The following is a 21,823-nucleotide window of genomic DNA, read 5'->3' as shown; positions in this document are numbered from 1 at the left end:
GCCGCTATCAGGGAATCAGATGGCTGAAATCCAGCATCAGCATCTGCACATCACCGGAATACCGGCTCGCCTGAACAGTAAGGCGGGTATTGTTGGACAACGGATAACTGGCCCCGGCCTGCAGGCTCAGCTGAATTTCACTATCCAGATCCGCGTTAAAGCCTGCCGCAACATCAACGTCAATCTGCGAGAATCCTGCTCCCAGCATCCAGCGCCACTGCCCCTGTAATGGCTGACTGTACTGCGCCAGCAGACTGTGCGTTGTGTATTCAATAGCGGCGCTGTTCACCTCAGCAGCGCCCGGAATACCGTACTGATAACGCACCTGCCAGGCATCGTTCAGCTGCAGGCCGGCGGCAAAATGCCCGCCCAGCCCGCCGTCGTCGGTGACTTTATTGTTGCCATGCACCTCCGGACTAAGCCAGCTTCGGCCTACACCCCAGGCCAGTAACCAGTGCATATTATCCATCTCAGGTCCGCTGGCAGGTTGCGCACTGTCAGCCTGTGACAGCGGCGCCCAGAGCATGCAGGCCAGCAACAATGTCGGCACAGACACCCGTGCAGCCATTCGTCCGGCCACCGCCAGTGCCGCAGCAATCAGCAGCATCAACGGACTGAATGCACCGGTAGCCGTGGTGATGTCATCACCGGTATTAATGGATGGGTCTTCACCATCATTAACGTTGTCGTTATCAGAGTCCGGATCGAGATGATCGGCAATACCGTCCTTATCATAATCCGGCATCTCGCGGTCATCACGTACGCCATTACCGTTATTGTCGGTACCGAAGGTATCGCCATTTACGTCGTAGTCGACGCCATCATCAATACCGTCGGCATCGGCATCCAGACCGGTAAAGAAGCCCATTTGCGGATTTTCAACCACATCCGGAATGCCGTCGCCGTCATCATCTTCATCCAGATGATTCGGAATACCATCGCCATCAATATCCGGCAAAGAACCAAACGCACCAACCGCATTGTCGATAATATCCATCAGGCCATCACTATCCATATCGACTGTGTTGTCGATACGGCCGTCTTTATCAACGTCCAGCAGCAGCGGCAGACCACTGAGTGAGAAATCGGTCTGAATACCATCACTGCTCAGCTGCAGGAAGTTAAAGATGCCGTCGTTGTTATCGTCGATCAGGTCGCTACTGTCATCGAGTTCAATGCGATCATCATCGACCATCAGATTGCCATCGGCATCAGCCAAACCGTTTTCGATCAGATCACCGATACCATCGTTATCGGAATCCAGATCCTGACTGTTCAGCCGGCCATCGTTATCGGCATCGACCAGGGCGTTGGCCGCGCGATAACCTGCAATAGTCATCAGACTGTCTTCCGCGCCGTCGAGGTTATCGTCGGTTCGGCCATCATCGACATTGCCATCCTGATCGGCATCGGCATCAAAGAAATCGACAATACCGTCGCCGTCGGTGTCGGTCAGCACCAGACCCAGCTCAACCCGATCGGACAGACCGTCCTGATCGCTGTCGGTATCTTCACGGTCGATAATGCCATCACCATCACGATCAGTCGTTACATCGCCTTCAAGACTGTTCGGCAGACCATCGCCGTCATCGTCCTGGGCTTCCATAATCAGGGCTACCAGTGCTTCCAGCTCTGAAAATTCATTGACATCATCAGACTGAGAACGGGCAACTGCGCTGTTCAGAATCAGCAGGATACGGTTGAAGTCGTCATCCCCCGGTGAACTCAGGCCAGCCTGGCGATACTGAGTAAGCGTTAATCCGGTGGCATTAACAGGATTTCCGGCTGCTGAAGAAATGGTATTCAGGGCATACTGCTGCAGACTGATCACAGTATCTGTTGCGGCAGACGTATGCTGTTCGTTACGGCCCAGATTATCCGTGTAACTGACCTGCACCGTTATTACACGGCCAACATCAGCGGCTGCAATGGTATAGGAGGCAGAATTCCCTCCGACCGGAGAAGCATCGGCCAGCCACTGGTACACCAATGTTGCTGCATTTACACCATCGGCATCCTGCGGCAACGCTGACAGAATCTGTCCTTCTACCGCCAGCCCGGAAACCGACACAGAACCATCCGTATTGAGACTTTCATAATCTACCGACAGGCTGCCTGCGGTGTTGTTATTTCCGGCAGCATCCTGAGCTACTGCACCAGCAACATTCAGCGTTACCGTACCATTTGCCGTTGGTGTAATTAACGCGGTATAGACCGAAGCACTGGTTGCATTAAAGGCACTGACGGAAGCATTGCCGGCAACAATATCGCCAAGGGTAAAACCGGTAACATTTTCACTGAAGGTGAAGGTCGCGGTAAAGGCGGCATTGATAGTACCACTGGCACCACTGATAGTTACCGTCGGTGCCGTCGCATCATAAGTAACCGCCAACTGAGTTGCTGCCGTGTTGTTATTACCAACACCATCCTGGGCAACCGATCCTGCAACATCCACCGTTACTGAACCATCTGCTGTTGGCGTAATTAATGCGGTATAAACCGAGGCACTGGTCGCGCTGAAAACACTGACTGAGGCATTACCGGCAACAATATCGCCAAGGTTAAAACCGGTGACGGGTTCACTGAAGGTAAAAGTCGCGGTAAATGGCGCATTGATGGTGCCACTGGCACCGGATATAGCAACGGAAGGAATTGTCTGGTCATTATCAACAATGGTTATTGTCCGCTGCTGTACACCGGATTCAGTGCCATTACTGACAGTCGATATATCGACAATAATTGTTTCGTTAACTTCTTCGATTGCATCTTCGCTGATGCTCAGCGCTGACGTTTTTGTCGTATTTCCCGTGGTAATAATAAGACTGCTGATCTGGCTATAGTCAACACCACTGGTTGCTGTTCCGGAGTAGCTCAGGTTAACCGTAATATTCTGGTTAAAGGAATGGCTGGCCGTCGCCGTTAAGTTAACGCTCCCTACCGATTCTGCCGGACTTGTGCTGCTGGCTGACAGAGTAATAGTCGGATAGGCAGTCACTGTCAGCGTAGCGGTATAAGCGGACGCACTGTAGGCCGTACCATCATTAACATCAAAAGTGAAACTGGAGGATGAACCTGTTGTGTTCAGATATTTAAGGTAACCGGCATCAAGATTGGCTTTGCTGACCTGCGATCCATTTGTCAGTGCAGATTCGCCACCGTTGATTGTGTTGCTGCCATCGCTATCGACCCACAGACTACCCTGCACGGGAACCGTGACGATACGAACATGATCTAAAGGATCACCATCGGTGTCAGAGTAGGAAAAATTCGCCGTTGAAAAAGCATAAGATGTTCCCTGATAAATCGGACTCGCAGTGAAGCCTGCTGCTGTTGGAGCGTTATTGATAACAAATACCGAGCCGGTAAATGTATCCGGCAGATTGCTGGGGTAGCTTGGGTTATCGGTAAATGACCAGTTCGAAGTATTATAAATCTGGGATAAACAGTCTGACAGTGTTGAGTTACAAGATGCGGGACCGGTGTAATAGCCTTGTAAAATATTCAGCTGCGCAGTTTGCCCGCTAACAAGAGAAGTACCTAAAATAGTTGCTGCATCTCCATTACCAAGAGTGCTTTCGTCACCATAAAAAGCCAGAAAAACACCTGGTGCGGCCCGGGTTCCGGTATAGATATAAAGCTGATCACCATCAATCATATTAAAACCGGTATCGCTTTCCGCAACACTACCGGTGTTGACTGCGATACCAGAAGTACTCGGATCATCAGAGGCATTGGTAATTTTAATTACCGTCCCTCTGGCAAGCGTACTGCCGGTATTATTTGTCCAGGTTAAATTGCCTTCGCCGGTTGGCGTTGAAAAGGCGGCACCATCCCATTCTTCATCCGTAATGGTCAGAGTTGTTCCGTTCGGGCAGTCGTCAACCAATAAAAAGGTCAACCCGTCGTTGTATACGACAGAAGGGCTGACGTCGTAACCGTTGTATGCCAGAATTGCAACATCGCCCGGAGAGTCGATTGAGCTGTTCTGGGTTGCGGCTGAAGCAACTAACGGCAAAAAAAACAGTAAAAATAAAAATTGCTTCATACCAATCTCCATTCGTTATTCAGATTTCCCTAAGTGCAGAAAAACCGGACCGGTAAACCGGTCCGGTTTTTCATCAGTTGCGCGAAGGAAATATTCCTTGTGTGCAGATGATGTAGCTGATTGCCAGCGATGGCTGCATATTATTGAACGACTGGTTGCCACCCATTAAACCAGTTTCCACCTGCAGGCCTTCAACAGGTATCGGGCTACCTGAGTACATGGCATTGGCTGTCGGTGCACTGGCATAAGCATCACCGCCACTATTGGTAAGAACACCAGCTCCCGGACTGGCTTCATCGGCTTCACCAGTTTCAGTATTAACAGGCACCGCAACATGACCGGCACTTTGCACAATCACCGTATGGTTATGAGAAGGCAGGTTAAGACTGGTAAGGGTTACCGTTTCGGTACCAAAGTGCTGCCCAGCTGCACGCGGCGTCAGACCAGGACCAGCACCGGTACCCAACGCACAACGACCGCGCAGATCCGGTAAAGCAAATGTCGTCCGGCCATCGCCACCGTACATAGTGCCGATAATAGAAAACAACGAAGTATTACTTGAAATAGCAAGTAACTGGCCCGCACAAATCGACCAGGTACGTGGTGCCCAATTAGCGCCAAATTGAGTAACGGTTGCAATTGTTCCTTCCATTTTTATTCTCCTTAATTAGCTTCTGGATGGATAAATACCAAACATACAAATGATGGCGGGCAGTGCCAGAGAAGGCTGCATATTATTGAACTCCTTCCCTTCTCCGGTATTGGTCGCCACGACTTCAAGATCATTAACCGCCAGTGGACTGCCGGAATAAACAGCATTCATACTTGCGGAACTGGCATAAGTTTCTCCACCGCTGTTTGCCAGAACGCCGCTGCCAGGACTGGCTTCATCTGCATCTCCTACCGCTGTGTTAACCGGAATTTCGATATGCCCGGCGTGATCCACCCGCACCTGATGATTGTGTGATGGCATATTGGCAAGAGTTAGGGCTACTGTTTCTGAACCTGTCTGCGCACCGATTCTGCGATCTTTTAAACCCGGTCCATGGCCTGTTCCCATGGACGTACGACCTGCCAGGTTTGGCAAAGCAAAACTTGTGCGTCCATCACCACCAAAATTCGTACCGAGTAATGAAAACAGAGCATCATACTGACTGATCGCCAGTAATTGCCCCTGGCAGAAATCCCAGTTTCTGGGGGCAAAATTACCGGCAAAGTTCGTTATATTGGCTATTGTTCCTTCCATCCTGCTTCTCCCGTTTTGTTATTGGATAACTGTCAAAGCGTTGCCCGGCCTGAAGTTGATAACGCTCAGCAAAGCGCAGTCCACTGAAGATCCCTGCCGACAAATAAATAACATCAAGACGTAACACACCATCGTGACAGGCAACCAATAAACCTTCCGGCTCACCGATATGCACAATGGTTCCTGCCTCTAATCCGTACGATGGGTGGTTTACCGGAGTTGCCTCCAGCAGGTACAGCACCTCCTGATTAAAGCTGAAAGCCGCGCCACCCAGTTGCGGATTACAGGCACGGGCGAGATTAAAAATATCCAGACACCCGGACTGCTGCCAGTTAATACCTGCCGCATTACTATCAGGGCGCGTAGCGGGCTTATCTTTATCCTGCAAAACCCGTTGCGGCTGTGCTTTAAGATCCATACCGCCTGCTGATAACCATTGTGTAATGAATAGTGGCATTTTCTGCGACAGGTAAAGATTAACTCCCTGATGAGTATCGTAGGGATGGATGGATAATTTCTGCTGAAAAAGAATATCGCCACTATCAGCCTGTGCGGCGATCTGATGCAATGTAAGAAATGTTTCTCCGGCGCCTGAAGCTATTTGCCAGAATAAAGGATCAGCACCCCGCCACTCTGGTAAATTGCTGGCATGGATATTGAGTAATTTCCCTTTAAGTTCCTGCACCATAGAGGCCGGAAACAAGAAAGATAAATAGCAGGAAACGATGGCATCAGCCTGCAGCGTTTTCTGATGATCAATCAGAACCTGAGGCCGTTCCGGATCCATAACCAGCAGATTAATTCCCAGCATTGAGCATTGAGTCGCTAATTGTCGGCTGTCTTCTCCGGTAACATCATAAAGCCATACCGCCGCCAGCTGCTGGCGGGCATAAAGATCCTGAATTAATGGCAGGGCAAGACTGGTCTGAGTAGCAATAATCAGCTTCATACCGGCTCCACATACACCGGCAGAAAACCGGGAAGTCCCTGTTTACGATAATAAAAAAGAATACTGTCACCCGGTTTTATCAATAAATCTCCGGGCTGTGGATTGCGCGGTTCAAAACCGATACAGACACTCAGATCCGGCAGAGGGTGAGTGATACCGGATGCGTACTCCGCTAACGATAAATTCTGATAAACCTGAATTTCAGTGGTGAGCAACAGAATATGTTCAGCAGAGGTATCCAGATCTTCAGGGATCTTAACCTGAAGGCAGCGGATCAGCTCACTGCCATCATCCAGGCGGAGCAGATCCAGCTGCCGCAGAGTGTCACGACTCAGCTCCAGCACAGGACCGATATCAATCCGGCGTGTATTTTTTTCGCCCTCCGCTCTTGGCTCTGCCGGAAACTCATCTTCTGCCTGAGTAAGAACAGCACGGACACTGACTTTTTCCGGTAACAACAGTGCGTCTTCGGCCAGCAGAGGGGCAAAATGCTGACATATATTCAGATGCCCTTCCCGGCTCAGACCATGCTGCATGGCCTCCACCAGCAAAATATCCACACTGCCAGGTTCGGCGCGGTAGTCACAGGCATCCTGACATAATACCTGCACAACAGAATCAAGCTGAGTGGCTTCCACCAGAGCCTGCAAACTCTGAGCAGCAGCCGGATGAATATCAATCAGGGTAACTTCCAGCTTCTCCGGTAACTGTTGTTGTTCACGCAGGAAATACAGTACCGGCAGAAGAAGTGGTGCAAAGGGGCCACAAGCCGGATATACCAGATGACACTCACGCTCCGCATACTGAGGCAGAATATTACTGAGCGCCTGCCAGAAACTACCGACACGTACACTGTCCAACACCGTCCGGATCGCATAATCCGGTGACATGACTAATCCATTTTTATTAATAAATTGCCGCTGACGTAACGGCGCAGGAATATTCAGAGAGCAATAAAATCCTGCAAGCTCCTGAAAACACTGCTGAAATAAATTAATGTCAGAAGAATTACTGACAACCTGGCTAACACTATTTAATAAGACATTACTTATACGATCAGGCCAGTTTTTTTCCGACTCGCTACTGACAGACGTCAACGAGGTTCGTAATTTCTGATTAAGAGAGGCTAATAACGAAGGATGATATGAATACTGTTGCTCAGATACATAATCATCCGACAGAGAATTAGTCTGAAAATGTGGTTGCAGAGCTGCCGTATCCATAGCTGAACATCACCCGAAATCCTTGATATAACGCGCAGCATGATCTATGGACTTATAAAAATCAACTTCATCAGAAACATAAGAGCATATTAATATAAACAATATTTACTCGGATCTGACGAGCATATTAAAAATCATCCTTTTGGATATACACCCGTTTTTTTATTTATGCTAAGCCCCACAATTTATTGCGGGGCCATTAATTAACACATATATTAATATTTACAAAAAATGGCCTGCATTTAGAATGCAGGCATCATCATTTCCGTTAAGGTTCATCTTTCAACCGATTGATTCCTAACGCTTTTAATGTGTATTTTTCATAAATCGGTTCACTGGAGCCGGTTTTCATTTTGCGGATGAAGTATTTTTCAAAAGCAATTTTTGCCAGGTGTACCCACTTACCTTTTTTGAACCAGGTAACGTTACGTGGCGGAATCTGCGGTATGGCGACAAAGGCCGCGCCAGTGTCTCCCATATCCGCCAGACAGATTGCATTCCAGGTCCCGCGGGCATTAGCTTCACCTTTGCCATCCAGGTCAGCCGCCAGATTATGCGCAATCGCAGTCATCATGGATTCGATCATATAGCCGGTTTTCGGCGTACCAGTCGGAACCGGCGTCTCCTCTACAGGAGGAATGGCAACACACACACCCGCCGAGAAAATATTTTTAAAGGTCGGGTTACGCTGGAACTCATCGATAATGACAAAGCCCTTCGGATTCACCAGACCCTCCACCGCAGCCACCGGGTCAACCCCGGCAAAGGACGGCAACATCATGGAGTGCTTAAACGGCAGCTCATGCTGTTTTTTCAGTGAACCATCGTCATTCATCTCATCGACATACATCATGCCGTCGGCCACGCGGGTGACTTTGGCGTTGGTAATCCATTTGATATGGCGGTTACGCAACTCGCTTTCCAGCATCGATTTGGAATCCCCCACGCCGCCCAGCCCCAGATGACCAATATAAGGCTCACTGGTCACATAGGTCATAGGAATACGGTCACGGACTTTTTTGTTGCGCAGTTCTTTATCAAGAATAAAGGCGTACTCATAAGCCGGCCCAAAACAGGAAGCGCCCGGCATAGCACCGACAATCGCCGGGCCCGGTTCGGCAATCATGGCTTTAACATTGTCATAGCAGGTTTCAGCATGATCCAGCGAACACACCGATTGGGTAAAACCGCCATGTGGGCCAGCGCCCTCAACCGCGGCAAAATTCAGTTTCGGGCCAGTGCAGATCACCAGATAGTCATAGGCTTCAACATCACCATTGGCTAACGTCAGCTGGTTGGTTTCAGGATCGATGGTAACCACCGCCGAAGCGATGAATTCAATGCCTTTTTTCTCCAGATGAGGGCGGATAGGAAAACTGATTTCCGGCCGTTCGCGCCAGCCAACCGCAATCCAGGGGTTCGAAGGAACAAACTGAAAGTCTTCCCGTTCGTTGATAACCGTAACCTGGTGCTCTTTATTCAGGATTTCGCGGATTTCATACGCGCCTGCCATACCACCGGTACCGGCGCCCAATACGATAACTCTGGCCATAGTCTGCCCCATGCTTGTTATTGTCGAAGTGACAGATAAGGAGCAAAACAGGGGCCAAATATTACTACATAAGCATAAAGTAGAATTAATAGCGCAAAGCGATTGAATTCACAGAGAATTTCAACCGCCGCTGCAGGGAGCGACCAACGCAGAATGCGATGCAACAAACACAGGATGACAGATTTGTCGGAAGGAAGCGTCAGTTCTGACAGTCGGAGCAGGAAGGATTGCGGCTGATGCCCCAGCGCCGCCACTCGCCCTGTAAAGCATCGAAGGTCAGTAAACGGCCACTCAGGCTTTCGCCGATGCCCGCCAACACTTTCAGTGCTTCCAGTGCCTGCATGGCACCGATAATCCCGACCAGCGGTGACAACACGCCGCTTTCGGCACAGCTGAGCTGCTGATTATCCAGACTGGGGTACAAACAGCGGTAACAGGGGGCATCCGCCTGACGCGGGTCAAACAGCGTGATCTGACCATTCAGCCCAACCGCCGCACCCGAAACCCAGGGTACAGAGCGCGCGATACAGGCGCGATTGAGTTCATAGCGCACGCGGCTGTTATCAGTACAGTCCACCACCAGATCAACTCCAGCCAGGTGCATTGCAAGCCAGTCAGCATCGGCACGCACTGCGTGAGTGATCACCTGCACTTCCGGGTTTAACCGCTGCACTTCGGCGGCGGCGGACTCTGCTTTCAGCAGGCCAATATCAGCACTGCCGTGGGCGGTCTGGCGCTGCAGATTCGACAGTTCTACACGGTCATCATCGACCAGGCTGAGGCGGCCAACGCCGCTGGCCGCCAGATACTGCAGCACCGGGCAGCCAAGACCGCCGAGGCCGATAATCATCACATGGGCGTCGAGCAGCGCCTGCTGCCCGTCAATATCCAGCTGCGGTAACAGAATATGGCGCGAGTAACGCAGTAATTGCTGATCGTTCATCATTTATCCCATCACCTGCTGCGGCCAGCGGCCACCACTGATGCGCGGCTGGCCAGCAAGGTCACGACGATTACTCACCTCAGTGAAGCCACGGGCGCGCAATAACTCACACACCGCATCCGCCTGCTGATAACCATGCTCCAGCAACAGCCAGCCATTGGCGCGCAAGAAGCCCGGCGCACGGTCAATAATCAGCGCCAGATCACTCAGGCCATGGTTATCAGCCACCAGTGCTGAGCGTGGTTCAAAGCGCACATCGCCCTGCGCCAGATGCTCATCGTCTTCATCTATATAAGGAGGATTACTGACGATCAGATCGAAATCGCCACTGACGGCGCTGTACCAGTCGGACTGCATAAAACTGACGCGCGCAAGCTGATTGCGGACGGCGTTACTCTGCGCCAGCGCCACCGCATCGGCATTAAAATCAACACCGGACACCTGCCAGGACGGCTGCTCCGACGCCAGTGCCAAAGCAATCGCGCCGGTGCCTGTACCCAAATCGAGCACCCGGCTGTTGGCCGGCAAAGGGAGTTCCAGCGCCCATTCCACCAGGGTTTCGGTGTCAGCACGGGGAATTAAGGTAGAAGGGTTCACATTCAGATTAAGCGACCAGAAATCGCGCTCACCCAGCAGATAGGCCACCGGCTCTCCGGCCAGACGCTGCGCCAGCAAAGCATTCGCCGCCTGTTGCTGTTCTGCGCTTAATGGCCGGTCAGACCAGGTGTAAAGCCAGGTACGGCTCTGCTGCAGTACATGGGCCAGCAGCAATTCGGCATCCAGCCGGGCGCTGTCAGAGCCTTGTTCCAGCTGCGTCCGCGCCTCGGCTAACCAGGCTTCAATGCTCTGCACGGATGCCGGATCAGAGCTCATCAGCCGCCTGCCATCTCAGCCAGCAGATTGGCCTGATGCTCGCGGATCAACGGCTCAATCACCGGCGTCAGATCGCCCTGCACAATTTCGTCGAGCTTATACAGCGTCAGGTTGATGCGATGATCGGTAACCCGGCCCTGCGGATAGTTATAGGTACGGATACGCTCTGAGCGGTCGCCGGAACCAACCAGACTTTTACGCGTCGCCGCCTGCTCAGCCTGAGCGGCCTGACGCTGAGCGTCGCGCAACCGGGTCGCCAGCACCGCCAGCGCCTTGGCGCGGTTTTTATGCTGCGAACGCTCATCCTGACATTCCACTACCAGCCCGGTTGGCAGGTGCGTAACGCGGATGGCTGAGTCAGTTTTGTTAATGTGCTGACCACCGGCACCGGAGGCGCGGAAGGTGTCGATGCGCAGATCGTTCTTGTTGATGTCGATCTCTTCTTCACTCTCCACTTCCGGCATCACCGCCACGGTACAGGCCGAGGTATGAATACGGCCCTGACTTTCGGTCTCAGGTACCCGCTGCACCCGGTGCGCGCCGGATTCAAACTTCAGCTGTGAATACACATCGGTGCCGGAGATGCGGGTAATCACCTCTTTAAAGCCACCATGCTCACCTTCGCTGGCACTCATCAGTTCGGTACGCCAGCCACGGGTTTCGGCATAACGGGTGTACATACGGTACAGATCGCCGGCAAAGATCGCCGCTTCGTCACCGCCGGTACCGGCACGGATTTCGACAATCACGTTGCGGCCATCGTCCGGATCTTTCGGCAGCAGCAGAATTTCCAGCTCATGGGCCAGCTGCTGCAGACGCTCGCCGGCGGCCTGCTCTTCTTCCTCGCCCATGGCGCGCATATCCGGATCAGGATCGGCGGCCAGGGCTTTGGCCTCTGACAGATCGGCGCCGGCCTGCTCATAATCGCTGTAGGTCTGGGCGATCACTTCAAGATCAGCGTATTCCTTCGACAGCTTGCGGAAGCGATCCTGATCGTTGGCCGCATCCGGCTCAGACAGCAGGTGTCCGACCTCTTCATAACGGTCACGCAGGTGTTCGAGTTTATTCAGAATCGAGCTTTTCATGGTTTATTCGGTATCAGCAGAGGAGGATGGCGCCGCATGGCTGTTCAGGCTGAACAGTTCGCGGGTCCAGTCGAGCACTTCCAGACGGCCTTCAGCACCGGCTTTGCGCAGCGCAGTGGTCGGTGCATGCAGCACCTTATTACTGAAGGTATGGGCAAACTGGCGCAACACTTTTTCCGCGTCGGCACCGTTTTCAAGTTGTTTCAGCGCTTTGCTGAGCTGTTCTTCGCGCAGCATATCAATACTGCTGCGCAGATCGGTCAGGGTCTGCACCGCATCCAGCGCTTTCAGCTCGCGCATAAAATGATCGACGCCGGAGAGGATCAGCTCTTCGGCCTGACGTGCGGCATCTTCACGGGAGCGCACGTTTTCTTCGATGATGCTGCGCAGATCGTCTACCGAATACAGATAGACATCCGACAGCTCACCAACTTCTTCTTCGATATCGCGCGGTACAGCGATATCGACCATAAACATCGGCTTATGGCGGCGTTTTTTCAGCGCTTTCTCCACCATGCCCTTACCCAGAATCGGCAACGGGCTGGCGGTTGATGAAATCACGATATCAGCACGCGGCAGCACATTGGGAATGTCTTCCAGCAGCACCGCTTCGGCATGAAACTCCTGCGCCAGATTCTGCGCCCGCGCCAGAGTGCGGTTGGCAACAATAATATCGCGCACGCCGGCCTGATACAGATGACGGGCCACCAGTTCGATGGTTTCGCCGGCACCAATCAGCAGCGCGCGGCTGTTGGCCATATCGGCAAAGATATGCTGTGCCATACGCACCGCCGCAAAGGCGACCGACACCGGGTTTTCACCGATGGCGGTATCGGTACGTACGCGTTTGGCAATGGAAAAGGTCTGGCGGAACAGGCGACCGAGTTCAGAACCGACGGTGCCGGCTTCCTGCGCCACAGCAAAGGCCGATTTCATCTGGCCGAGAATCTGCGGCTCGCCCAGCACCAGCGAATCCAGACCGCTGGCAACACGCATAGTGTGCTGCACCGCCTGCTCGCTGGTCAGGCAATAGAGGGCCGAATCGAGATCGCGGCGGTCAATATGATGATGACGGACCAGCCAGTCGACGATCACCTCTTCGCGCAATTCATCGGCCGAGCAGTAAATTTCGGTACGGTTACAGGTCGACAGGATCACCACTTCAGACACAGGGTCCAGAGCCTGCACTTCGCCCAATACCGCCGGCATAGACGCCGGATCGAAGGCAACACGCTCGCGCACAGCAACCGGTGCTGTTTTATGGTTAATCCCCAGTGCCCAAATACCCATGTCGACTGACGCTGCTCCCGCTTTCAAACTGCTCCGCTGACGATCATCAGCGGCGGAGTGCCTGACCTGCAAAAACACAGAGCGTACTGCAACTAAGCAATCGCTTTGTGCGTCACAACAGGTGGCGGCTGTGCAAAAGCGGGGATTATAAACATCTGGCCGCGGCTTTGCCGCTGAAATCTTTGACTTAAATCGCTATCTGACCCTAAATAGCATGCGCTATCTCATAATGGCATCCGAATCATCAGGTCTTCTCTTTATATGTTTTTTTATATCCGTCAGTCCCGCCATACCTCTTCTGACCGCCCACCACTGCCGGTTTTCATACGCTCAGGTCGTTGGCTGGCGCCATTGCTTTCCGCACTGATTGTTCTCCCCGGCTGTGCCAGCTTCGGCACCTCACCGGCAGCAGATCAGCAACAAAGCGTTCCGGCCGATAACGCAGCGTCACAAAGCATTCACTACAAAAACAGCCCTGCGGCAGACGAACCAACGGAGCCGCATTACCGCCCGATTCCGGCAGCTACGCTCTATTCATTACTGGTTGCGGAGATGGCCGGCCAGCGCCAGCGCTTTGATATTTCGCTCTACAACTATATGGATCAGGCCCGTACCACCCGCGATCCGGCCATTGCCGAGCGTGCTGCCCGTATCGCCCAATACGTTGGCAGTGACACCCACGCCATTGAAGCCGTCGCTATCTGGCTGGAAGAAGAACCCGAAAACCCTGCCGCTCATCAGGCGGCTGCACAATTACTGATGGAACAGGGTCAGTTTGGTCTGGCACTGGAGCATCTGGAAAAATTACAGGAACTGGCCGGCATCAGTCAGTTCGACTACCTGGCCGCCAATGCCGGACAGCTACCGGAGGAACAGCAACTGGCTCTGCTGGCGAAGTTTCAGCTTCTCTCCAATAAATACCCGGAAAATGCTTCCGTCTGGTACGCTCGCGGCATTATGGAGCAGCACCTGCAACGTTATCCCGCCGCCCTGCAACATACAGAAGAAGCACTGAAACGCAATCCGGCCTATTTAAGTGCTGCCCTGCAGAAAGCACGCATACTGGTGTTACTGCAGCGTTCTGACGATGCTATCGATTGGCTTGAAGACATCCACGAAGACTACCCTGAGCATAAAGGCATTCAGGTTCTGCATGCCCGCATCCTGCTCGAGCAACGCAACATGGACAGCGCCCGTGACGCCTTTGTTAAATTGCACAAAAACTTCCCCGAAGATGCTGCCATTCTGCTGTCACTTGCCCTGCTGGAAGAAGAACTGGGCCAGCGTGAACAGGCCCGCGAACATCTGTACCAGCTGCTGACCAGACAATCCCACACCGACGAAGCCCACTTTTATCTGGGCAAAATGGCCCAGGAAGAAGAAGATTATGATGCAGCCATAGAGCAATACGCTCAGGTCAGCAGTGGCCGGGAGTTTCTCGCCGCTCACCTGAAAGCCTCTTATCTGCTGAATGATACCCAGGGCATCGATGCAGCCCGTGACTATCTGAATGACCTGCGCGGTGATTTTCCGCAACACTCGAGCGAGCTGGTACGCATCGAGGTTGACCTGCTGTCTGCTGCCGGTCAGCCGGAAGATGCCATGGTGCTCATCAGCCAGGCCCTGAGCGTTGCACCGGAAGACATCAACCTGCTTTATACCCGCGCGATGCTGGCGGAACGCCTGGATGACCTGAACCGTCTGGAGCAGGATCTGCGCACGGTTATCCGTCTCAGACCAGACCATGCCGAGGCACTGAATGCACTGGGCTACACCCTCGCCGACCGTACCGACCGCTGGGCCGAAGCCTTGCCGTTAATTGAGCGCGCACTGGAACTGACACCGGAAAATCCGGCAGTTATCGACAGCCTGGGCTGGATCTATTTCCGCATGGGCAATATCGAACGCGCCCGGCCACTGCTGAAAAAAGCCTTCGACATGATGAAAGATCATGAAATCGCTGCCCATTACGGTGAACTGTTATGGCTCAGTGGTGATCAGACCGAGGCGCGCGACATATGGCAGCAGGGGTTAGAACAGACCCCTGACAGCGAGATTATTCTGCGCACCCTGCAACGCCTGGACATTGATCCGGAAACCCTCGACCAGAACCGATAAGCTCCGTGATGACGATTTCAAGAATGCTGACCACCCTGCTGCTGCTGACACTGCTCAGCGGCTGCAGCAGCCTGCTGCCCAAACCTGATGGCGGCAAACAAAGCCTGCAGAGCAGCCTTAATAAACTGCAGACCTGGCAGGTGCGCGGTAAATTATCGGTGACTTCACCCGATGACAGCGTGACCGGCTACCTGACCTGGGAACAGGATAAACAAAGCTATGACCTGTTTATTTCCGGCCCCTTCGGCTCCGGCTCCTCGCGCCTGCAAGGCAACGCCCGCCAGGCCGAACTGACCCTGCCCGGCTGGGACAAACCACAGCGGGCACGCACGCCCGAGCAACTGATGCTGGCTCATATGGGCTGGAATTTCCCGGCCACCGATATCCGCTATTGGGTGAAAGGCCAGGCCAGCCCCAATGCCAAAGCAAGCAGCGAGTACGATGAACACGGCCTGCTTACGCATCTGCAACAGCATGGCTGGGATATCCGCTTCTCCCGCTACCAGCAGCACGGTGATTACTGGCTGCCCGGCCTGATTAAAATATCCGGCCACGACTTCCGTTTTGTATTTTCGATTAAAGAGTGGACTGTTAATGGCTGAACTGCCTGAACATAACAGCTGGCTGAGCGTACCGGCCCCGGCCAAACTGAATCTGATGCTGCACATCACCGGACGCCGGGATGACGGCTACCATAACCTGCAGACCCTGTTTCAGTTCGTTGACTATGGTGATGAGCTGCACTTTAAATTACGCAACGATGGCGAACTGACACTGACTCCTGCCATTGAAGGTGTCAGCTTCGAAGACAATCTCATCATCCGCGCCGCCCGTCTGTTGCAAAAAAAATCAGAAAAAAAATTGGGTGCTGATATCCGGCTGGATAAAAAACTGCCCATGGGGGGCGGTCTTGGCGGTGGAAGTTCTGATGCGGCAACCACACTTCTGGCGCTGAATACATTATGGGATCTGCAGCTTTCTCTGGATGAACTGGCAGCGATCGGACTCTCCCTCGGAGCCGACGTCCCAGTGTTTGTGCGGGGTGAAGCCGCTTTTGCCGAAGGTGTGGGTGAGATACTGACCCCCGTGCCAGAGCTTGCTGAACCCTGGTATCTGGTGGTGTGCCCGCAAGTCCATGTAAATACAGGAAAAATTTTTTCACATGAGGGGTTGACCCGCGATTCGGACCCCATTAATATTCGCACCGCGCTGAGGCAAGGGGGCAGAAATGACTGCCAGGCAATAGTCTCAATGTTGTATCCAGAAGTTGGTAACACATTGAATTTGCTAAATAAATTTTCCTTTGCTAAGATGACGGGCACTGGAGCTTGTATATTCTCAAGCTTCGGCTCTGAAACAGAAGCCATCAGTGTTTCTGCGCAGTTACCGGCCGAATATAAGGTCTTTGTGGCTAAGGGTGTTAACCAATCACCTGCACATAAGGTATTATTCGGACCGTCTTAAAGTTGCTGGGGTGTCGCCAAGTGGTAAGGCAACGGGTTTTGATCCCGTCATTCGTAGGTTCGAGTCCTACCACCTCAGCCAATTCTCTTTCCTTCCATCATTGAACAATTACATCAAAGGGGACAACTGTGTCTAAGTTGATGGTTTTTACCGGTAACGCTAACCCGGAGCTGGCTAAGCTCGTTGTTGAGCGTCTCGATATCCCCCTTGGCGAAGCCACTGTTGGCAAGTTCAGTGATGGTGAAATTACCATCGAAATCAATGAAAACGTGCGTGGTAAGGATGTATTCATCATCCAGCCTACCTGTGCACCAACCAATGATAACCTGATGGAAATCCTGCTGATGGCCGATGGCCTGCGCCGCGCATCAGCCAGCCGTATCACTGCGGTTGTTCCTTATTTCGGTTATGCCCGTCAGGATCGTCGCCCGCGTTCTGCCCGTGTACCTATCAGTGCCCGTGCTGTGGCCGATATGATGTCCACTGCCGGCATCGACCGCGTTCTGACCGTTGACCTGCACGCTGACCAGATCCAGGGCTTCTTCGATGTTCCTGTTGATAACGTCTACGGCTCTCCGGTACTGATTGATGATCTTGAGCGCCAGGCTTACGAAGACCTGATCGTTGTATCTCCTGACATCGGCGGTGTAGTTCGTGCCCGCGCAATCGCCAAGCAGCTGAACGTTGATCTGGCGATCATCGACAAACGTCGTCCGAAAGCCAACGTTTCTGAAGTGATGCATATTATCGGTGATGTTTCCGGCCGTACCTGTGTGCTGGTCGACGACATGGTCGATACCGCCGGCACTCTGTGCCACGCAGCCAAAGCTCTGAAAGAGTTCGGTGCGAAAAAAGTTGTAGCCTACTGTACACATCCTGTACTATCCGGCCCCGCTGTTGAGCGTCTGGCCAGTGCCGAGCTGGATGAGCTGGTTGTTACCGATACCATCCCGCTGTCTGAAGCTGCTAAATCCATTGGCCGCATCCGCCAACTGACCATTGCTGGTCTGCTGGCCGAAGCTGTACGCCGGGTAAATAACGAAGAATCCATCAGTGCGATGTTTCGTTAAGCCATAACAGCTTACTAAACGATTTTTTCGGGCCGTTTGAGCTGGTCGCAAGCTCAAACGGCTTTTTATGTCAAAACCATGAGGAAATACCCATGTCAGAATTTAATCTGTCAGCTGAACTTCGCGAAGATGCGGGGAAAGGTGCGAGCCGCCGCCTGCGTCGCGAAAACGCCGTACCAGCCATCGTTTACGGTGGTAAAGCCGGTGGTAACGATCGCAAGCCACAAGCCATCGTTCTGAAAGCTAACGAGCTGAACAAAGTACTGGAAAACGAAGCGTTCTACAGCAGCGTAATCACCCTGACTATCGGCGAAAAAGCCGAGCAGGTTGTTCTGAAAGATCTGCAGCGTCACCCATCCAAAAACCTGATCTGGCACGCTGACTTCCTGCGCGTAAGCAAGTCCACCAAGATCAAGGCTCACGTACCTCTGCACTTCATCAATGAAGAAAGCTGCGTAGGCGTGAAAACCGGTGGCGGTAAAATTGCTCACCAGCTGACCAGTCTGGACATCATCTGTAACGCTGGCGACCTGCCAGAGTTCATCGAAGTGGATCTGGCCAACGCTGAAGCTGGCACCGTTATCCACCTGTCCGATCTGAAACTGCCAAAAGGCGTTGAGTCTCTGGCTCTGTCTCACGGCCCAGAGCACGACACTTCTGTTGTTACTGTTATCGCTCCTAAAGGCGGCGACAGCGAAGAAGAAGCAGCTGCCGAGTAATTCCGGTTGCTGTAGCAAAAAAGCGGGGCTGGTCCCCGCTTTTTTATTGGTGATTCTTTATCATCGGATATCGACATCATGTCTGACCCTATTCAACTGATCGTAGGCCTGGGCAACCCCGGCGCCGAATACGAGCACACCCGCCACAATGCGGGCGCCTGGCTGGTTGAACGCCTGGCGCAGAACGAACGCATCAGCCTCAGTCCGGACAAAAAGTTCTCCGGTCGTGCCGGCAAAGGCCGCCTCGGCGGGCAGGATTGCTGGTTACTGATTCCCACTACGTTTATGAACCTCAGCGGACAGGCCGTCCAGGCGCTGGCCAACTTTTATAAGCTGAAACCGGAACAGATTCTGGTGGTTCATGATGAGCTGGACTTACCTGCCGGCACAGCCAAATTCAAGTTTGGCGGTGGTCACGGTGGCCAGAATGGCCTGCGCGATATCATCAGCAAGCTTGGCAACAACCAGAATTTTCATCGCCTGCGTATCGGTATCGGTCATCCCGGTGACAAATCTCAGGTAACCGGCCATGTACTGGGCCGCGCCAGCAAGAGCGACCAACAGGCCATTGATGCGGTAATCGATGAAGCCTTACGCGTTCTGCCCGATGCACTGGGCGGCGACCTTGCCAAAGCCATGAATCGACTTCATTCATTTAAAGGGTAAAATACCCGCCAAATTTTAACGCTGTTACGGCAGCAGTACGGATCACAGGATACTTTTATGGGCTTTAAATGCGGTATCGTTGGCTTACCCAACGTCGGCAAATCCACACTGTTCAATGCACTGACCAAATCGGGTATTGCCGCCGAGAACTTCCCGTTCTGTACCATTGAACCCAATTCCGGCGTGGTTGCCATGCCAGACAAGCGTCTGGACGAACTGGCAGCCATCGTTAAGCCTGAGCGTGTTGTGCCAACCTCCATGGAGTTTGTGGACATTGCCGGCCTGGTTGCCGGTGCCTCCAAAGGCGAAGGTCTGGGCAACCAGTTCCTCGCCAATATCCGTGAGACCGACGCCATCGCCCACGTTGTGCGCTGCTTCGAAGACGATAACGTGATCCACGTTGCCAACCGCGTCAGCCCGGCCGACGATATCGACATCATCAATACCGAGCTGGTACTGGCTGATCTGGAATCCTGTGAAAAGCAGCTGCAGCGCATTACCCGCGTTGCCAAAGGTGGCGATAAAGATGCCATTGCGCAGAAAGCACTGCTGGAACGTCTGATCCCGCATTTCGAGCAGGGCAAAACCGCCCGTATGCTGGAACTGAACGATGACGAGCGCAAGCTGGCGCGTACCTTCCACCTGCTGACCATCAAGCCAACCATGTACATCGCTAACGTGGCAGAAGACGGCTTCGAAAATAACCCTCACCTCGATGTGGTGCGTGGTATTGCCGAGTCAGAAGGCGCTTCTGTTGTTGTGGTCTGTAACAAGATCGAAGCCGAAATTTCCGAGCTGGACGATGAAGATAAGCTCGAATTCCTGCAGGAAATGGGCATGGAAGAACCGGGTCTGGATCGTGTGATCCGTTCCGGTTACGAGTTGCTGGGCCTGCAGACCTACTTCACCGCCGGTGTGAAAGAAGTCCGCGCCTGGACCATCAAAATCGGTGATACCGCACCACGCGCAGCTGCGGCAATTCACACCGACTTTGAACGTGGTTTTATCCGTGCCGAAGTGATTGGTTATAACGACTTTATCCAGTACAAAGGCGAAGCCGGTGCCAAAGAAGCCGGTAAATGGCGCCTGGAAGGCAAAGAGTACATCGTTAAAGACGGCGATGTAGTGCACTTCCGCTTTAACGTCTGATGTCTGACAACAGAGCCTTCTGCGGAAGGCTCTGTTGCTTTCTGTTCCTGCTGACCTGAACAATCCGTTCCAGAGATACCTCTCACTTCATACGGACTTTAGGTCTAGAATGCATTTTCTGCATTTACCTCTTCGCTGAGCGCCTGCCCGGCAACCCCATCGGTAACACTATGCCCGCATTAACACTGCCACTGCCGTTGCTGCTGGCTTTACTGACAGCCTTATCGCCACTGGCCATTGATATGTATCTTCCGGCGATGGAAGCCATGGCCGGCGATCTGCAAACCAGCATCCACCTGGTGGAGTTATCCGTCAGCAGTTACCTGCTGGGCTTTGCACTTGGCCAGCTCGGTGGCGGACCTCTGTCTGACCGCTACGGCCGCCGTCCCCTGATCATTACCGGCCTGATTATTTTTGCCCTCAGCAGCGCCGCGCTGATGCTGACAACTTCACTTGAGGCACTGCTTGCACTGCGCTTCCTGCAAGCCATCGGCGGTGGACTGGCAACGGTTAATTCCAGCGCCATCGTCCGTGACCGTTTTCAGGGGGCCGATGTCGCCAAAACCTTATCACTGGTGTCCATGATTATGATGCTGGCGCCATTGGTTGCGCCGATGCTCGGTGCCCTGACCTTGTCCTTTGCCGGCTGGCGTACCATTTTTCAGACACTGACCATCTACGCCGTGCTGGTGCTGATCATTCTCGTCTGGCAGCTGGAAGAAAGTCACCCGCCACACAAACGTCAGCAACGTCTGCCGGTGCGTGACTACCTGCGGGTCATCAGACACGCGCGCGCACGCCGCTTTATTCTGGCTCAGGCACTGGCATCCACCGGTATGTTTGTTTTTATTACCGCCTCGCCTTACCTGTATCTGGATTACTTTGAGCAGGATGCCGAGCACTTTCCCTGGCTGTTTGGCGCCAACGTGTTAACCATGATGGCAATGAACCGCCTGAATATACTGCTGCTGCGCCGTTTTGACAGCAAAGTAATCCTGCACACAGGACTCCGCCTGCAACTCAGCAGCGCCCTGCTGTTGCTGCTGTTATTCGCTTTTTCCCCACAACAGGCAACGCTGCATTATGTGTTACCGCTGATGATGCTGTTTGTTGGCTCTCTGGGCCTGATCTCAGCCAATGCCACGGCAACCATCCTGCATTATTTCCGCGATATCAGTGCAACAGCCACGGCCCTGACCGGCGTCAGTGTTTTCTGCAGTGGCGCTTTGTTTGGCCTGATCTGGGGCCACCTGCATAACGGCACACCACTGCCGATGATGGCGGTCATGCTGTGCACGGCACTGCTGGCCAACCTGGCACTGTGCCGTATTCCGGCAGAGCAGAATGACGCGGTCAGCACATCCTGATTATGAGAACAACAGACTGGTGCACCAGTGAGACAAATCTGACTTGTCTGCGCGCCGGAAGAGG

Annotated in this window: 18 protein-coding genes and 1 tRNA gene; 9 read left to right on the top strand and 10 right to left on the bottom strand. The window is 53.1% G+C overall.

What is annotated here, in order from left to right; genetic code table 11:
• Positions 1–7 precede the first annotated feature (7 nt).
• From HUF19_RS04950 to hemA, 10 genes are all read right to left on the bottom strand, one after another.
• Positions 8–4,045, bottom strand: a complete 4,038-nt coding sequence (locus HUF19_RS04950; RefSeq protein WP_260998758.1) for an Ig-like domain-containing protein — start codon at positions 4,043–4,045, stop codon at positions 8–10.
• A gap of 73 nt (positions 4,046–4,118) precedes the next feature.
• Complete coding sequence (locus tag HUF19_RS04945; protein ID WP_260998757.1) at positions 4,119–4,697, bottom strand: phage tail protein; 579 nt, start codon at positions 4,695–4,697, stop codon at positions 4,119–4,121.
• A 15-nt stretch (positions 4,698–4,712) separates the two neighbouring features.
• Positions 4,713–5,291 (bottom strand): phage tail protein, encoded by a 579-nt coding sequence (locus HUF19_RS04940; RefSeq protein WP_260998756.1) that lies wholly within the window; start codon positions 5,289–5,291, stop codon positions 4,713–4,715.
• On the bottom strand, positions 5,251–6,240 hold the full coding sequence (locus HUF19_RS04935; protein ID WP_260998755.1) for a methionyl-tRNA formyltransferase: 990 nt from the start codon (positions 6,238–6,240) through the stop codon (positions 5,251–5,253). Before HUF19_RS04935 ends, HUF19_RS04940 begins: the two co-directional genes overlap by 41 nt.
• A complete protein-coding gene (locus tag HUF19_RS04930; protein ID WP_260998754.1) occupies positions 6,237–7,130 on the bottom strand; it encodes an SAM-dependent methyltransferase in 894 nt (297 codons plus the stop codon). Before HUF19_RS04930 ends, HUF19_RS04935 begins: the two co-directional genes overlap by 4 nt.
• Before the next feature lie 601 nt (positions 7,131–7,731).
• Positions 7,732–9,015, bottom strand: a complete 1,284-nt coding sequence (locus HUF19_RS04925) for an NAD(P)/FAD-dependent oxidoreductase (protein ID WP_260998753.1) — start codon at positions 9,013–9,015, stop codon at positions 7,732–7,734.
• Between the two features lie 199 nt (positions 9,016–9,214).
• Positions 9,215–9,961 carry a HesA/MoeB/ThiF family protein gene (locus HUF19_RS04920; protein ID WP_260998752.1) on the bottom strand — a complete coding sequence of 249 codons (747 nt, stop codon included), beginning with the start codon at positions 9,959–9,961 and terminating at the stop codon, positions 9,215–9,217.
• Positions 9,962–10,831 (bottom strand): peptide chain release factor N(5)-glutamine methyltransferase, encoded by an 870-nt coding sequence (gene prmC / locus HUF19_RS04915; RefSeq protein WP_260998751.1) that lies wholly within the window; start codon positions 10,829–10,831, stop codon positions 9,962–9,964.
• Positions 10,831–11,916 (bottom strand): peptide chain release factor 1, encoded by a 1,086-nt coding sequence (prfA, locus tag HUF19_RS04910; RefSeq protein WP_260998750.1) that lies wholly within the window; start codon positions 11,914–11,916, stop codon positions 10,831–10,833. The genes prmC and prfA overlap by 1 nt, the downstream gene beginning before the upstream one ends.
• Positions 11,917–11,919: 3 nt before the next feature.
• Positions 11,920–13,206, bottom strand: a complete 1,287-nt coding sequence (gene hemA / locus HUF19_RS04905; RefSeq protein WP_260998749.1) for a glutamyl-tRNA reductase — start codon at positions 13,204–13,206, stop codon at positions 11,920–11,922.
• 261 nt (positions 13,207–13,467) lie between these two features.
• On the opposite strand from hemA, the gene HUF19_RS04900 reads away from it, so the two are divergent.
• The 9 genes from HUF19_RS04900 (at position 13,468) to HUF19_RS04860 (ending at position 21,759) form a co-directional block, all read left to right on the top strand.
• Positions 13,468–15,324 (top strand): tetratricopeptide repeat protein, encoded by a 1,857-nt coding sequence (locus HUF19_RS04900; protein ID WP_260998748.1) that lies wholly within the window; start codon positions 13,468–13,470, stop codon positions 15,322–15,324.
• Between the two features lie 8 nt (positions 15,325–15,332).
• Positions 15,333–15,926, top strand: a complete 594-nt coding sequence (gene lolB / locus HUF19_RS04895) for a lipoprotein insertase outer membrane protein LolB (protein WP_260998747.1) — start codon at positions 15,333–15,335, stop codon at positions 15,924–15,926.
• Positions 15,919–16,788: a 4-(cytidine 5'-diphospho)-2-C-methyl-D-erythritol kinase gene (ispE, locus tag HUF19_RS04890; protein WP_260998746.1), complete on the top strand. Its 870-nt coding sequence runs from the start codon at positions 15,919–15,921 to the stop codon at positions 16,786–16,788. The genes lolB and ispE overlap by 8 nt, the downstream gene beginning before the upstream one ends.
• A 6-nt stretch (positions 16,789–16,794) precedes the next feature.
• A tRNA-Gln gene (locus HUF19_RS04885) sits at positions 16,795–16,869 on the top strand.
• Between the two features lie 47 nt (positions 16,870–16,916).
• On the top strand, positions 16,917–17,858 hold the full coding sequence (locus HUF19_RS04880; protein WP_145469550.1) for a ribose-phosphate pyrophosphokinase: 942 nt from the start codon (positions 16,917–16,919) through the stop codon (positions 17,856–17,858).
• Between the two features lie 92 nt (positions 17,859–17,950).
• Positions 17,951–18,577: a 50S ribosomal protein L25/general stress protein Ctc gene (locus tag HUF19_RS04875; RefSeq protein ID WP_260998745.1), complete on the top strand. Its 627-nt coding sequence runs from the start codon at positions 17,951–17,953 to the stop codon at positions 18,575–18,577.
• 78 nt (positions 18,578–18,655) lie between these two features.
• Entirely contained in the window at positions 18,656–19,243 is a 588-nt protein-coding gene (pth, locus tag HUF19_RS04870) for an aminoacyl-tRNA hydrolase (protein ID WP_260998744.1), read from the top strand.
• Between the two features lie 57 nt (positions 19,244–19,300).
• Positions 19,301–20,392: a redox-regulated ATPase YchF gene (gene ychF / locus HUF19_RS04865; protein ID WP_260998743.1), complete on the top strand. Its 1,092-nt coding sequence runs from the start codon at positions 19,301–19,303 to the stop codon at positions 20,390–20,392.
• A 170-nt stretch (positions 20,393–20,562) separates the two neighbouring features.
• Complete coding sequence (locus HUF19_RS04860; protein ID WP_260998742.1) at positions 20,563–21,759, top strand: multidrug effflux MFS transporter; 1,197 nt, start codon at positions 20,563–20,565, stop codon at positions 21,757–21,759.
• The last annotated feature ends 64 nt before the right edge of the window (positions 21,760–21,823 follow it).

The sequence above is a fragment of the Thalassolituus hydrocarboniclasticus genome (assembly GCF_025345565.1).
GTDB classification, from domain to species: domain Bacteria; phylum Pseudomonadota; class Gammaproteobacteria; order Pseudomonadales; family Oceanobacteraceae; genus Venatoribacter; species Venatoribacter hydrocarboniclasticus.
This window is presented reverse-complemented; position numbering and strand designations above follow the sequence as displayed.

Excerpts from the sequence above, each read along its gene's own strand:
- HUF19_RS04950 (WP_260998758.1), bottom strand. The coding sequence starts at position 4,045 with ATGAAGCAATTTTTATTTTTACTGTTTTTTTTGCCGTTAGTTGCTTCA.
- HUF19_RS04945 (WP_260998757.1), bottom strand. The coding sequence starts at position 4,697 with ATGGAAGGAACAATTGCAACCGTTACTCAATTTGGCGCTAATTGGGCA.
- HUF19_RS04940 (WP_260998756.1), bottom strand. The coding sequence starts at position 5,291 with ATGGAAGGAACAATAGCCAATATAACGAACTTTGCCGGTAATTTTGCC.
- HUF19_RS04935 (WP_260998755.1), bottom strand. The coding sequence starts at position 6,240 with ATGAAGCTGATTATTGCTACTCAGACCAGTCTTGCCCTGCCATTAATT.
- HUF19_RS04930 (WP_260998754.1), bottom strand. The coding sequence starts at position 7,130 with ATGTCACCGGATTATGCGATCCGGACGGTGTTGGACAGTGTACGTGTC.
- HUF19_RS04925 (WP_260998753.1), bottom strand. The coding sequence starts at position 9,015 with ATGGCCAGAGTTATCGTATTGGGCGCCGGTACCGGTGGTATGGCAGGC.
- HUF19_RS04920 (WP_260998752.1), bottom strand. The coding sequence starts at position 9,961 with ATGATGAACGATCAGCAATTACTGCGTTACTCGCGCCATATTCTGTTA.
- prmC (WP_260998751.1), bottom strand. The coding sequence starts at position 10,831 with ATGAGCTCTGATCCGGCATCCGTGCAGAGCATTGAAGCCTGGTTAGCC.
- prfA (WP_260998750.1), bottom strand. The coding sequence starts at position 11,916 with ATGAAAAGCTCGATTCTGAATAAACTCGAACACCTGCGTGACCGTTAT.
- hemA (WP_260998749.1), bottom strand. The coding sequence starts at position 13,206 with ATGGGTATTTGGGCACTGGGGATTAACCATAAAACAGCACCGGTTGCT.
- HUF19_RS04900 (WP_260998748.1), top strand. The coding sequence starts at position 13,468 with ATGTTTTTTTATATCCGTCAGTCCCGCCATACCTCTTCTGACCGCCCA.
- lolB (WP_260998747.1), top strand. The coding sequence starts at position 15,333 with ATGACGATTTCAAGAATGCTGACCACCCTGCTGCTGCTGACACTGCTC.
- ispE (WP_260998746.1), top strand. The coding sequence starts at position 15,919 with ATGGCTGAACTGCCTGAACATAACAGCTGGCTGAGCGTACCGGCCCCG.
- HUF19_RS04875 (WP_260998745.1), top strand. The coding sequence starts at position 17,951 with ATGTCAGAATTTAATCTGTCAGCTGAACTTCGCGAAGATGCGGGGAAA.
- pth (WP_260998744.1), top strand. The coding sequence starts at position 18,656 with ATGTCTGACCCTATTCAACTGATCGTAGGCCTGGGCAACCCCGGCGCC.
- ychF (WP_260998743.1), top strand. The coding sequence starts at position 19,301 with ATGGGCTTTAAATGCGGTATCGTTGGCTTACCCAACGTCGGCAAATCC.
- HUF19_RS04860 (WP_260998742.1), top strand. The coding sequence starts at position 20,563 with ATGCCCGCATTAACACTGCCACTGCCGTTGCTGCTGGCTTTACTGACA.